Genomic DNA, 13292 nt, shown 5'->3' with positions numbered 1-13292 from the left:
TTTGCTACGAATGCACGAATTTTTTATTGGTCATATGATAAAATACTTCGGATACAGACACTCATATTTAAATCTGCATAAGAAAATAAACCCCTCGTATCTTCCATGCACTTTTTCATTCCGTAGAAATCTCAATGATACTCTCCATCAAAAATTTTACTCGTGTATTCGTCGCAAAAATAATATTCAGCCGTGAGAAAATGCCGAATATAAAAGTATCCGACATTTTTTTTATTGCAAAGTCATTTATTAAACTAGTTAAATGTGTAAGCTTTTTCATCTCTCTAAATTTGTCATATCAAAAACGAACAAATAACAATTGAGATATGGACAGAAAAGATTTTTTAAAAAAAGGATTACTTGGAACAGGAATGTTTGTGGCATCTGCTTCCCTAGGAAATACGATGAAAAATGAGATCGATGAAATCGAACCGCTAGAACCCATCGGCTACAATCATTTGCCTAATACAGAATCAAAAATCAAAGACAATTCTGTAATCCATAAAGCAGACTCAAGAGGGAAAGCAGACCATGGATGGTTATTGAGCCAGCATACTTTCAGTTTTGCCAATTACTACAATCCCGAAAGAATGCACTTCGGAGTATTAAGAGTTCTGAATGATGACAGAGTAGAAGCAGGAAGAGGTTTCGGAACTCACCCTCACGACAATATGGAGATCATCAGTATTCCGTTGGAAGGAGATCTGGAACACAAAGACAGTATGGGAAATACGGCGATCATCAAAAGTGGAGATATTCAGGTGATGAGTGCAGGAACAGGAATTATGCACAGTGAATTCAACAAAAACAGTGATCAACTGGTGAAATTTCTTCAGATCTGGGTATACCCGAATAAGAGAAATGTAACGCCAAGGTATGATCAGATCACTTTAGATAAAACGAAAAGTAACAACAGGTTTCAACAGATTCTTTCTCCTAATGCTGATGATGAAGGCGTTTGGATTCATCAGGATGCCTGGTTTCACGTGGGAACTTTTGATGAAGGGAAGGAAGTCAATTATCAGATCAGAAAAAAAGGAAACGGGGTGTATGCTTTTATCATTAAAGGAAGTGCTGAAATCGAGGGTCAGAAAATAGAGGAAAGAGACGGTTTCGGTGTTTGGGATATTAAAGATATAGATATAAAAACCCTTACAAAAGGTACAGAAATCCTCCTGATGGAAGTACCGATGACCTTATAAAGAACAAAACAAAATCCATATTATTATGAAAAATATCCTAAAAAACACTGTAAACAGATTATTGATAGCTGCAACATTAGCATTCTCAACGGTTACATTGGCACAAACCACCACTACGACGGCTGCAGCAAAAACAACTGCCGTTGGAACCTACAAAAACTGGGGTTCAGTAGATGGGATTTCTATGATAGGATTGGTGCAAGGGCCTTCTTCGGCTGATACTCAGCTTCAGGTAGCCTGTGTTTTCGAATATACAGACGGAGATATTTTCAACGCTCCGGCATTGCCAGCCAACCTGAACGGTCTGGTACACCTGGATGAGGGATTGAAAGGAGAGCTGACTAAAATCAGACAAACAGGACAGTTTCAGGGGCATGCTTTAGAAACCATTCTTATTACGCCACCATCCGGATCTATGTCTGCGAAAAAACTGTTACTGATTGGTTTAGGAGACCGAAATAAATTCACTCCTGATCTGATGACTTCCGTAGGGGAAGTGGCGGCCCGTGAAGCCATGAGACTGGGCGTTTCCAACTTTGCCTTTGCCAGCGATTTAAAAGATGCCGGAATAGATTCTCCAACAGCTTTGGTAGCAGGAAATGTAGTAAGAGGAATTGTACATGCCAACCGTTCCGAGAGTTATTTAAAAGAACATAAGCTTTCCACCACAAAAAAATTAGAAAAAGTATACCTGCTTGCAGGCCCTGCCTTCTTTGAAACTGCAGGAGGCGGAATTTCTGAAGCGATTTCAGAAGCGAAAAAAAAATAATGAACAGGTTTCATTAATATTGTTGATGTGCGGGCTGTCTCAGATATGAGATAGCCTGTTGTGTATGAGTCAATACTTAATCTGACACTTATAATCAAAAATAATAACTTTAAAACGGATTAAATATTGACTCATTCAGTTTAATAATGATCTGTTAAGCTATACTATTTCCATTAATAATCGGGTGCGATCATAAGGGGACTCCCAAAATCTTCTGATTTTTGTTTCTAAATTATTTTCCTTCATTAAGGACTCATTATAAGAATCTTCAGGAAATAAGTTTATATGATGAGATTGAATAGAAATTGAAAAACGATTCATTTGATCTCTAAAATACCCTTCTTCTTTTAAATCGCGCAAGACATCCAAAAACAGTAAATCCAGTGCTTTAAAATCAATTTCCGATTTAATATCTGTCAAAATTTCATCCATAGAAATAGCTTGGTGATAATTCATTGTTTCAGGGTTCCACAATTGATTATAATCTACCTTTTGCTTGTTCATTTCTACTTTGAAAGTATTAAGACTTCCGCCATATAAACGGTACAAATTACCCTCACTATTTTTTGCGATCACAATACCATATAAGGTATCTTGGTTGTTGGTAACGGTTTCATTCAATTGACTAAAACTCTTTATAAAAGAATTTTTCAAAGTATTTTTATGATCTTGAAAACTTTCATAAACGGAATTGACCTGTTGTATGATTTCAAACTTCTTAGAATCTAAAGCTTCTACAGCTTGTATTAACATTTGAGAAAAAGTCATTTCCAGATCAATCAAATGATCATCTTCTATTAAAAATAGCTTCTGATTTTCAATGTGTACAACAATAAGATTTTCATTGTATGCATCACCTATGGCAATATAGTCAGCATATCCTAATTCCTGAATCATCTCATTTTGCTCCACAAAATCAGCTTCCTCATTAAAAACTCCCCCAAATAAATTATCATTAAAGCCAAAGACTTTGAGATAGGATGTAAAAAAGTCAGGAATATTGTTTCCTGAATTCTCATTTAATACTCTAATGTCCTCTAAACTAAGTCCTTTTTCTTCTTCAAAACGGTTCATTTGGATTAACTTATCTATTATCTTATCCATGACGTATTTTTATTGATCTTTTATTTTCAAATTAAGGGTTTTAAAACTTACAAATCACTCCCCATAATCAGTGATTTTATACTTATAAATAAAAGGTAAACGATCTTGTTTTTTGTATAGATGATATGTTTACAAAGGAAAAAAGGGGTGGCAGATACAACATCTAAGGCGAAGAATCTTTATTTTCCGGGCTATCAGGAAATAATGGGGAAAATCGGGAAGGAGAGAGGGTGGTCCACTCCTGCACGGGAAATGTTTGAAGTTCAAGCTGATCCTAGCGGAGCTTATGTTATTGGCGACCCCGAAGAAGTTGCAGAAAAGATTTTACGACATAGTGAAGCATTAGGAGGGATCTCAAGATTTACCTTTCAGATGGATAATCCGGGGCTGAGCAAAGAAGATATATTCCGGGCTATTGAATTAATTGGAACAAAGGTAATTCCTATTGTCAACCAGTCCTGATTACTTTCTGATGGCCCGGGATCGGATTCTGCTCAGGGTTTCCTGGGTAATGCCTAAATATGATGCAATCATGTGTTGAGGAAACCGCTGTGCAAATTCAGGATAGCTCTCAATAAGCATAGTATATCGTTCCTCAGCCGTCATGCTTATGGCAGCATTGATTCTTCTTTGACTGGCGAAAGAATAGTTTTCATCCAACTGACGTCTAAGTTCATTCATAACAGGAAGGGAGAATACTTCCTCTGCCGCCGTCTTGGTTAAAACAAGTAAATCAGTATTTTCACAAGCCTCAATATTGAAGGAAGAAGGAGTGAGTTTTGCAAAACTTTCACGATCACCTACCCACCAGCCTTCAATATAGAGGCTCATGATGTGCTCGGTACCTTTAGAATCTGTACTGTATTTTTTCATGGAACCTTTGGCAAGAAATCCCATATAACTGCTTATATCTCCTTCATGCAAAAAAAATTCCCGTCTTTTGAGTTGATGAGGAACAAAATTATTTTTCAGAATGTCAATTTCATTGGGAGCTAAAGGTCTGGAGACCCGCGAATTGATATATTCGATTAAAGTGTCGTACATGAGTTGTTGCTTTGTCTAAACAAGAAGTAAATATACTGAAAATTTGAATCCTTCACTAGGGTATCATTACCATTAAGATCGTTGAGAATAATCTATATTTAGGACATTGATATTAATTTTCATTTCTAATCATAGAAGAGATATTGAGATTAGTTTTAAACCGATTTCTGATCAATAAAAGTAGCGGACAACTTTGGTAAAGTTGCCCGCTATCATTTAAAAAGAAATGCCTGTTGAATAGAATTCATTATAGCATATATTGAACGAATCTATGTAAGCTTTTTTGTTCATTCTCTCAACTATGATACAGGATGTTCAATAGTTTCAATTTTGGAACTGAATATTATCCATGTGCTTGTTCAGAAACTTCTTTCCATTCTTCAAAACTGGCCAAACGCTGCTCATAAGTACTCTTGACTGATGGGTAGGCAATTTTTCCAAGTAATAGTCGCAATGGTGGGTTTGGAGAATCAACCAGTTTTTCTATTGCTGTCACGGTAGCTTCCGGATTCCCGTAAATATCAGGGGTTGCTCCTTTCATAAATGCTTCCTTCACAGGATTGTAGACTTCCATCGGCTCTGTCTGGAAAGCTGATGCCCCTGACCAGTCGGTAGAGTAGCCATTAGGTTCAATCAAAGAGATATTGATCCCCAGATGCTTTACTTCACTTGCCAGTGTTTCACTAAATCCTTCCACTGCAAATTTAGAAGCATTGTATAGTCCTAATATCGGTAAGGTAACCAGTCCCAGAAAACTGGAAACCTGTATAATATGACCGCTTTGCTGGGCTCTCATTATGGGAAGTACAGCCTGTGTCATCCAAAGCGTACCAAAAAAGTTCGTTTCCATCTGGTCACGGGCTTCTTTTTCAGAAGTCTCCTCAATGGCTCCGAACAGTCCATATCCGGCATTATTAATCAGTACATCGATCTTTCCAAAATGTGCATGTGCCTCTTTCACTGCTTCAAAGGAAGCTTCACGGCTGTTTACATCCAGTTGAAGAGTCAATACATTTTCTCCGTATTTCTCTACAAGATCATATAATGTTTCTTTGTTGCGTGCTGTTGCAACCACTTTATCGCCACGTTTTAAAAAGGCTTCCGCCCAAAGTCTCCCAAATCCACGGGATGCCCCGGTAATAAAAATTGTTTTTGACATGTTTTCTATTTTTTAGAATGTTAATAATATATTTATGACCTTTCGGTCATTTTTGTTTCAAAAAAAATCAGCACAATTGTGCCTCAATCATTTTTTTTAGACTTTTATTGATAATACTCATCTTATCGATTTTCTTAGTGGTATTGCTTATAAAAATACCTCCTTCAAGCATGGCGAACATGATTGTAGAGAATTCTTTGTGATCCCAATCTGCTTTAAAAATATCTTTTTCAATCCCTTCTATAATAATTTCACTGATCAGATACTGACTTTTATTGACCAGATCCGCTACTTTCCCAAGTATTACGGGATTTTGGTCATCAGCTTCCATTCCAAAGTTCAACATGGGGCAACCTCCAGTTACCGGAGGATTTAATGGATTCTTAAATGCATCAATATAGGCAAATAACTTATCTTTCGGATGTTGAAATTTATTTATTAAAGCGATGACTTTACTTTGTAGCTGATCCATATTATAATCCACAGCAGCCTCTACCAATACGTCTTTATTCTCAAAATGAACATACAGGCTGCCTTTGGATAGCTTGGTAACCTCCATGATGTCGCTCATTGCTGTTGCTGCCATACCTTTCTTGTTAAAAAGCGGAGCAGATTGTTCAATGATCATCTGTCTTGTACGCTCACCCTTATTCATTTTATTTCTATTTTACACTGCAAATGTAAATGACCTTTCGGTCATTTCCAAATTTTAGAGTAAGTTTTTTAATACTATTTTTTCCAAAAATGCATGAGATCATTGTAAAACTTCCTTCCGAAAGGGATTGGAAGGAAGTTCGGTATGTTTTCTATCGTAAATGTTTTGGTTTAAGATTTAATGCAGCACTTTCTACGACTTCTTCTATGCGTTTTTGTCTGGTTTCCTGTTTTCTGACGAGGATAATCCAGCTCAATATTATTTTTCTTGTTGATTTGCTCAGGCCTAGAAAATAATCTTTCGAGCCATTATGTTTTTTGAATGCAGTTTCTAAGTCGTCTGGAATGATTACTTCTTCTATTTCATCCAAGATTGTCCAATATCCGTTCTGTTTTGCTATTTCAATACTTTCGTAGCTCTGTTTTGTCATTCTTTTGCTGTCGATGAGCTTCTGAACTTTTTCCTTGTTGATTTTTGACCAGTTGCTTTTTGGTTTACGTTTCCTAAAGAACTGCATAAACGAGATGTCATTAATCTTTTTCATTGTGCTATCAATCCAACCGAAGCAAAGCGCTTCGTCAACGGCTTCACTCCAACTTAATGAAGGAATATTTGATTTTTTTGTATGATAAACAAGCCAAACAGATTGTTTGGACTGATGGTTTTCTTCCAACCATTGTCTCCAATCTGTTTGACTTTGCGGGCAATATGTTTCAATGTCCTTATTATGCATTCTGTTGGGCTAACCATTTTAAAATTGAACGGTTGGTTTCCTCCGGTTTTTCCTGCTGAATCCAATGACCACAATCTAAACTGACAACGTCAAGATTAGGAACGATATTTTTCAGGTTTTCAGACTTTGGAATTGTATCCTGTTCTCCATATATCATCAGAGCTGGCTGATGAATGATTGGCTTTACGTCCGCCATCAGGTGCCAGTTTCTATCAAGGTTTCTGTACCAATTTATAGCTCCGGTAAACCCAGATAATTCAAAGGCAGAAACGAATATAGACAGTTCATTGTCTTCCATTAGAGGCTTCCCAAAAGGTTTTTCTGCTCTTGCAAGATTGATCATCAGCATTCCCGGAGCAGGTGGAGCGGGAGGGACATCTTTGCGGAATAGGTTACGCAGAAATCGAGGTGTATTTTCATGCATTATAGCATCTGAAATTCCCACTTTCTTGTTGAAGTGAACAAAATAGAAGTCTTCTCCAAATAGGGTTTCCATAAATTCAAGCCATGGTTGCTCTCCGCGCTCCTGATAAGGCAGAGCTAAGTTTATGATTTTATTGACCCGTTCAGGATATAATAGTGCCAGATTCCAGACAACATTTGCACCCCAGTCATGACCAACAAAGGTGGCATTCCTGTATCCGTAATAATCGAGTAGAGCAATAAGATCACCAGTAAGGTGCTTTATATCATAATCAGTTACTTCAGTTGGGCAAGATGAGTTACCATAGCCGCGTTGATTGGGGACAATGACATGATAACCTGCTGCAACAAGAGCTTGTATCTGATAACGCCAGGAAAATGCGTGTTCCGGAAAGCCGTGACAGAGAATGATTGGATTCCCTGAATTTTGTTTTCCTGCTTCAAATACTTCTAATACCACATTATTCACTGAAATCATAGTTGGCTTTGGAAATTCGGTTTGCTTGTTGGTTGTACTGGATGGGTCTCTCATGTTTTTATTGTTTAATAAATAATTGTGAGACAAATTTAAGTCTGGTTTATGACAACAAGCTGTCAGTAGGAAAAAGCATTTTAGTGATAACGATCAAAATATCCCTGTAAACTTATGTTTCGGTTCAGGTTTTATCATAGAAGGAAAATACCGTGCGTGCGTAATAGGAGTGAATCGTAATTGATTTCTCTAATCTTTTGTTTTACATCTCTCGTTATATTCTATTTGAAGATTTGTTTTTTTTGCTTGTATAATAGATGATAACTGCACTTAAAATCATCAAAACCGAAGCCAGAAGAAACGGAGCCCCTGAAAATTTAAACGGAGCCTTATCATGCGTAAAATAGTAAAAAAGATGAGTCATAATAGGCGGCCCAATAATTGAAGTGGCGCTTACCAGACTTGTTAATGCTCCCTGAAGCTCACCCTGTTGATTGGAAGGAATACTTTTACTGATCATCGACTGAAGGGAAGGCCCGCAGATGCCACCCAATGAATAAGGAATAAGGAACATCAGCATCATCCAGCCTTCACTTGCAAAAGAAAATAATAATAAACCTAATGCGTAAAAAATCAATCCGGAATAGATGCTTTTTTGTTCACCTAATTTAGGAGCTGTCCATCTTATTAAAACCCCTTGAACTAATCCAAGCAAAAGCCCTAGCACTCCCAACGATAAACCTACGGCTCTTTCTGACCAATTAAATTGATACATCGTAAAGAAATGCCAGTTACTTTGTACTGCCTGGAGCCCGATATATACTAAAATTAAAGCAATCACTAAATTTGAAATTTTTGGATGCTTTGCTAAAAACTTCAGAGATCCAATGGGATTGGCACGTCTCCAGTCAAATGACCGCCTTTTGTTTTTATCCAAACTTTCAGGAAGTATAAAGTAACCATAGAGAAAGTTCAATAAACATAGAACCGATGCAACATAAAAAGGAATTCTGGCACCATAGTGTCCTAGTAGCCCTCCAATGACGGGGCCAATAATGAATCCCAAACCAAATGCAGCACCGATTAATCCAAAATTTTTAGTTCTGGTTTCATCCGTAGATACATCGGCAATATAAGCACTTGCTGTTGAGATACTGGCTCCGGTGAGCCCCGCAATGATTCGTCCGGCAAATAACCACCCAATAGAAGGAGCTACTGCAAGTAACAGGTAATCTAATGCAAATCCCAGAAGAGAAATTAATAGGATAGGACGTCTTCCGTATTGGTCACTAAGGTTACCGACGATTGGTGAAAATATAAACTGAGTGAAAGCATAAGCAAAACCCAGCCACCCGCCATAGGTCGCCGCTTCAGTAATATCACTATGAATAAGCTCACCAATAAGTTTAGGGACAACAGGAAGTATAATTCCCCAACCTGTAATATCAATCAGCAAAGTGATCAATATAAAACCGACTGCTGCTTTTTTATCTGTTTTTTTCATGTCATAAAAGTAGACAGAGCCAAAAAATCAGACGTTGACACGTTAATGGGTTTTACGTACAATTTGTAAAGTGATCTGTGAATTGACTATGGAAGCGTGGTTATTGCATTTTGATTCCTGTATGATTTTGGAGATACTCCGGTTATTCTTTTAAAATATCTACAGAAGATGCTGGTCTCCCCAAAGTTTAATTCATTACTGATTTCCTTGATGGACAAGTTGGTTGATTTGAGGAGTGTTTTGGCTTCCAGTATTAAAATATGATCAATCCATTGCGATACAGATCTGCCCGTTTTTTCTTTCAGAAAGGTGGAAAGATACTGAGGGGTTAAATGAAGTTTCTCTGCATAAAAATGAACACTTCTTTGTTCCTTGGTATGTTTTAAAATCAATTGATAAAAGTCATCTATAATTTCGTGTGTCCGACTTTTTGACGAAACTTTGGAATTGGGCATCTCAGTATATACTTCGGAAATCATATTGATTATTACCATGACAAGATGTCGAAGCATTTCAGCTTTATTGGGGCTCTGCTTTTTATGGTAAAAATTTTTTATCAAAGTGATTAATTCATTTTGTAACCTTATTTCATCCTCTTGAAGCCTGATTACAGGTTGCCATCGTATCTGATTATTCATTACAAATTCACGCAGGATTGGAAATGCTGACATGAAATCTAAGGAGATCCCAATGGTTACTATTTCTGCGTCGTCACTCAGGTATTTTGTATCTATTAATAATTGTGGGGGTAAAACTGCTATATCACCTGCATTGATTTCGTAATCCAGGAAATGGATCTGCATTTTCATAGATCCGGTAATCATAAAACCAAGTAATAATCCGTCAAATAAACGGCTATGTTCAGTATATCCATTACTTGAGTTGGCCAATTGATGAAAGATAATTATTCCATCTGTCTTTTTTGAGGCATCAATATTATATAATTGATAAACGTTATCCAGAGTTATAAATAAAGCCATGTACAAATATTGAAAAATATTTTTGAAAAAATTGGCCTTGTACTTTTATTTTGGGTTTTATGTACAAGATGAAATTCATTTTTCTATCTTGAAGATGTAATTTTTATAAAATCTGACCGAGTAATTTTTCAAAAAACTAAGTAGTACACGGCTGGTAGTCTCTCGCTGGTGCGAGGGTAACGCTTGTTGCTCATTATTTCAAAAAATACAAACAAAAAAAGCGAGTCAACAACTCGCTCTAATTTTTATAAAAATTTCAATTATATTATCTGAAAAATTTCTATTTCCCGATACAAAACTTAGAGAAAATATTCCCAAGCACCTCATCATTAGTAACTTCACCGGAGATCTCACCAAGATGTTCTAAAGCATTTCTCAATTCATACGCCAGCAATTCTGTAGAAATCCGGAAAGAAATAGCTTCTTTTACCTTGTTTACAGCATCCAAAGACTTTTGTAAAGCTTCGAAGTGACGCTGGTTAGTAATGACTACATTGTTTTCTTCGGATTTTAATTGCTCAACATAGGAAGATAATTCATTTTTAAGATCCTGGATGTTCTGGTTTTCAACCGCTGAAATTTTGATGAAGTCAAATTCATGAGAAATGGCATTTCTGAAAATGTCTTCTACTGTTTCATATTTTGTAGGAGTAACTTCATCAATTTTTGTAGCACAGATAATCAGTTTCAGATCATCCCTTAATAAAGACTGAATCATTTCAATATCCTCGGAAAAATCTTCAGTAGCGGCATCGGCCAGATATACCAGAATATTGGCATTTTCTACCTTTTCTTTAGCTTTTTTTACTCCAATGGCTTCAATTTCATCCACTGTTTCACGAAGTCCGGCAGTATCAATCAAACGGAAGGCGTGTCCTTTGATGTGAAGAACTTCCTCAATCGTATCTCTTGTGGTTCCGGCAATATTACTTACAATCGCTCTTTCCTCTTTTAATAAAGAATTGAGTAGGGTAGACTTTCCGGCATTGGGCTTTCCGATAATGGCAACAGCAGTCCCGTTTTTGATGGCATTTCCGTATTGGAAGCTTTCAATAAGAGAGAGCAGCTTTATATCAATCTTATCCAGCAATCCACTTAATGCGGTTCTGTCGGCAAATTCTACATCTTCTTCAGCAAAATCAAGTTCCAGCTCGATCAGGGAAACGAAATTCAGAAGATCAGTTCTCAATATAGATATTTCATTGGTGATCCCGCCTTTCAGCTGGTTGATCGCTACTTTTCTCGAAGCTTCATTTTCGGAGGCAATCACATCAGCAATGGCTTCAGCTTGAGAAAGGTCAATTCTTCCGTTAATGAAGGCGCGCAGGGTAAATTCACCCGCTTTGGCCATTCGGGCCCCATTTTTGATCAGGGTTTCAAGAATACGTTTTCCAATATGTGGAGAGCCGTGAAAGGCAATTTCTACAGAATTTTCTGTTGTAAAACTTTTCGGAGCCAGGAAGATCGAAAGCATTACTTCATCAATAGCCTCTTCTCCGTCCATGAAATATCCATAATGAATGGTATGGGATTTTTGCTTCTCAAGCTTTTTAGCCGGAAAACTTTTCTGAACTACAGATAAAGCTTCATCTCCTGAAACTCTGATAATGCCTAAAGCACCTATTCCGTTGGCTGTGGCCAATGCACAAATGGTATCGTTATTCATGCTGCAAATTTACGTTTTTTAATGCGAATTATAATGAGGCAGATGATTCAGTTTTATAATGAACATGATTGAAGAAATGAAAACACAACACCATTGTAAAATGATTATGATCGGTAAAATATATCATGTAGTATCTGTGTAGTATATCGGATGAATGGCCTGTTTTACGTTTTTTTTTAATGAAATGGCATTGTTGATGAAATAATATTTTATTTTTTTTAATAATAAGGTAATATTAGTGTGAAAATAGTGGTATTTTTAATAGTAAGAAAGTATTTCTCAAATACATAAGCTCTTGTTTTGTAAAGTATTGTTTCGTAGTGGATTGGGCTTGTTTTAAAAATTGATTTATAAATTGTTATTCTTAGATTAAAATAAATTTCTACACAGTATGGTATTATTATTTAAATAATTAAATGAAGTTTGGTATGTTAATTGTTTATTAGGGATTCGATATATTGAAATGATAAATATTTGTCATTAAAATATAAATAATATGTTAAATTTCTACAAATACATATGAATAGTTTAGTTTTTTTAAATATCAATAAGAAATTGATTTTTTTATTGATGATTGCCTTTTACAGTGTGGCCGGTGCCCAATGTATTGCCTATACCGGGCAGCCAATGACCCCCGGGAATACGTATTGCCTTAATGGAAATCTTAATGTTGGAACCAATATTAGTATTCCAAATGGTGCAACACTTATTATTCAGACCGGACAGTTACAATCTGTTAATATTCAGGTTGATGGAGTGTTGGAGATTGGAGATGGAGCAAGCGTCAGATCCAATGGATCTATCCTCATAGGTACTTTTGGAACCAATCAGACTTCAGTAATTAAATTAGGAACCAAATCATTCTTGTCACTGGTAGGGTCAGTAGTTCAGGGAGATACTTCATTTTTTGGAACCTATCCAAATGTAACTTCTACAATGGAGATGGGAACGAATAGTGTGGTGGAGATATGTGGTACATTTACCCAGCAATCAACAACTTATCCCTTTATTAAGTATGTAGGCCTGCCCGCCGGTAAAGCTTATTGTATTGCTAAAGGAGATGTAAGCGGCGGAAATGGGTCGGTTTTAAGTGATGACAGTCAGATTATAGCGATTGCAATGGCAAGTGTTACAAGTCTTGGTCCTGGTGCAGCTAGTTTCTGCGGTCCTAATGCTACGTCTGCTACCTGTCCGTTACTTTGGCCAAAAGGATTATCTGATGATAAAAGCAGTTGTGGAAATGCGCCTACAATTATTGATGATATGGATGGCTTCTGTACCAAGCCGGCAACTTCAGGTACACCGGACGGTTTTACCAAATTCGGAATTACCATACAGCAGAAAAGCAGCTCATGGCCTGAGAACATTCCTAATGGCTTTCTGGCTATGGAATCAAAAGACAAAGGATTTGTCATTACCAGAGTACAGCACGTAAGCCAGACTCCGCAATCCGGAGATGCTATTGCCGATCCAAAAGAAGGAATGTTGTTGTATGATATTCAGGACAAATGTGTAAAGCTTTACAACGGTTCAGAATGGAAGTGTGTGGAGAGAAGCTGTAACGATTAATTTAATTGACAA

Annotated in this window: 13 protein-coding genes; 4 read left to right on the top strand and 9 right to left on the bottom strand. The window is 36.8% G+C overall.

Annotated features, from left to right (window positions below; all coding sequences use genetic code 11):
• Positions 1-326 precede the first annotated feature (326 nt).
• A complete protein-coding gene (locus AC106K_RS24670) occupies positions 327-1202 on the top strand; it encodes a pirin family protein (protein WP_482448204.1) in 876 nt (291 codons plus the stop codon).
• 25 nt (positions 1203-1227) lie between these two features.
• The gene (locus tag AC106K_RS24665) at positions 1228-1971 is read left to right on the top strand and encodes a M17 family peptidase N-terminal domain-containing protein (protein ID WP_482448203.1); all 744 of its coding nucleotides are present in this window, start codon (positions 1228-1230) and stop codon (positions 1969-1971) included.
• A gap of 159 nt (positions 1972-2130) precedes the next feature.
• Here AC106K_RS24665 and AC106K_RS24660 read toward each other — a convergent pair whose 3' ends face one another.
• Positions 2131-3075: a hypothetical protein gene (locus AC106K_RS24660; protein ID WP_482448201.1), complete on the bottom strand. Its 945-nt coding sequence runs from the start codon at positions 3073-3075 to the stop codon at positions 2131-2133.
• A 147-nt stretch (positions 3076-3222) separates the two neighbouring features.
• On the opposite strand from AC106K_RS24660, the gene AC106K_RS24655 reads away from it, so the two are divergent.
• Positions 3223-3537, top strand: a complete 315-nt coding sequence (locus AC106K_RS24655; RefSeq protein WP_482448200.1) for a hypothetical protein — start codon at positions 3223-3225, stop codon at positions 3535-3537.
• Here AC106K_RS24655 and AC106K_RS24650 read toward each other — a convergent pair whose 3' ends face one another.
• From AC106K_RS24650 to mnmE, 8 genes are all read right to left on the bottom strand, one after another.
• Complete coding sequence (locus AC106K_RS24650) at positions 3538-4119, bottom strand: Crp/Fnr family transcriptional regulator (protein WP_482448199.1); 582 nt, start codon at positions 4117-4119, stop codon at positions 3538-3540.
• A gap of 343 nt (positions 4120-4462) precedes the next feature.
• Entirely contained in the window at positions 4463-5278 is an 816-nt protein-coding gene (locus tag AC106K_RS24645) for an SDR family NAD(P)-dependent oxidoreductase (RefSeq protein WP_482448198.1), read from the bottom strand.
• Between the two features lie 67 nt (positions 5279-5345).
• Positions 5346-5933 (bottom strand): TetR/AcrR family transcriptional regulator, encoded by a 588-nt coding sequence (locus AC106K_RS24640; protein WP_482448197.1) that lies wholly within the window; start codon positions 5931-5933, stop codon positions 5346-5348.
• A 151-nt stretch (positions 5934-6084) separates the two neighbouring features.
• Positions 6085-6666, bottom strand: coding sequence for a YdeI/OmpD-associated family protein (locus AC106K_RS24635; protein ID WP_482448196.1), 582 nt, complete (start codon positions 6664-6666; stop codon positions 6085-6087).
• On the bottom strand, positions 6659-7621 hold the full coding sequence (locus AC106K_RS24630; RefSeq protein ID WP_482448195.1) for an alpha/beta fold hydrolase: 963 nt from the start codon (positions 7619-7621) through the stop codon (positions 6659-6661). The genes AC106K_RS24635 and AC106K_RS24630 overlap by 8 nt, the downstream gene beginning before the upstream one ends.
• A gap of 214 nt (positions 7622-7835) precedes the next feature.
• The gene (locus tag AC106K_RS24625; RefSeq protein WP_482448194.1) at positions 7836-9065 is read right to left on the bottom strand and encodes a TCR/Tet family MFS transporter; all 1230 of its coding nucleotides are present in this window, start codon (positions 9063-9065) and stop codon (positions 7836-7838) included.
• An 86-nt stretch (positions 9066-9151) separates the two neighbouring features.
• Positions 9152-10045 (bottom strand): helix-turn-helix domain-containing protein, encoded by an 894-nt coding sequence (locus AC106K_RS24620; RefSeq protein WP_482448193.1) that lies wholly within the window; start codon positions 10043-10045, stop codon positions 9152-9154.
• Positions 10046-10325: 280 nt separating this feature from the next.
• Positions 10326-11711: a tRNA uridine-5-carboxymethylaminomethyl(34) synthesis GTPase MnmE gene (gene mnmE, locus AC106K_RS24615; protein WP_047096756.1), complete on the bottom strand. Its 1386-nt coding sequence runs from the start codon at positions 11709-11711 to the stop codon at positions 10326-10328.
• Between the two features lie 519 nt (positions 11712-12230).
• Here mnmE and AC106K_RS24610 point away from each other — a divergent pair.
• Positions 12231-13280, top strand: a complete 1050-nt coding sequence (locus AC106K_RS24610) for a hypothetical protein (protein ID WP_482448192.1) — start codon at positions 12231-12233, stop codon at positions 13278-13280.
• Positions 13281-13292 lie beyond the last annotated feature (12 nt).

The sequence above is a fragment of the Chryseobacterium sp. FR048 genome, assembly GCF_056844665.1.
This window is presented reverse-complemented; position numbering and strand designations above follow the sequence as displayed.

Bases quoted from the DNA above. Each gene is read 5' to 3' on its own strand.
- AC106K_RS24670 (WP_482448204.1), top strand. From the start codon at position 327: ATGGACAGAAAAGATTTTTTAAAAAAAGGATTACTTGGAACAGGAATG.
- AC106K_RS24665 (WP_482448203.1), top strand. From the start codon at position 1,228: ATGAAAAATATCCTAAAAAACACTGTAAACAGATTATTGATAGCTGCA.
- AC106K_RS24660 (WP_482448201.1), bottom strand. From the start codon at position 3,075: ATGGATAAGATAATAGATAAGTTAATCCAAATGAACCGTTTTGAAGAA.
- AC106K_RS24650 (WP_482448199.1), bottom strand. From the start codon at position 4,119: ATGTACGACACTTTAATCGAATATATCAATTCGCGGGTCTCCAGACCT.
- AC106K_RS24645 (WP_482448198.1), bottom strand. From the start codon at position 5,278: ATGTCAAAAACAATTTTTATTACCGGGGCATCCCGTGGATTTGGGAGA.
- AC106K_RS24640 (WP_482448197.1), bottom strand. From the start codon at position 5,933: ATGAATAAGGGTGAGCGTACAAGACAGATGATCATTGAACAATCTGCT.
- AC106K_RS24635 (WP_482448196.1), bottom strand. From the start codon at position 6,666: ATGCATAATAAGGACATTGAAACATATTGCCCGCAAAGTCAAACAGAT.
- AC106K_RS24630 (WP_482448195.1), bottom strand. From the start codon at position 7,621: ATGAGAGACCCATCCAGTACAACCAACAAGCAAACCGAATTTCCAAAG.
- AC106K_RS24625 (WP_482448194.1), bottom strand. From the start codon at position 9,065: ATGAAAAAAACAGATAAAAAAGCAGCAGTCGGTTTTATATTGATCACT.
- AC106K_RS24620 (WP_482448193.1), bottom strand. From the start codon at position 10,045: ATGGCTTTATTTATAACTCTGGATAACGTTTATCAATTATATAATATT.
- mnmE (WP_047096756.1), bottom strand. From the start codon at position 11,711: ATGAATAACGATACCATTTGTGCATTGGCCACAGCCAACGGAATAGGT.
- AC106K_RS24610 (WP_482448192.1), top strand. From the start codon at position 12,231: ATGAATAGTTTAGTTTTTTTAAATATCAATAAGAAATTGATTTTTTTA.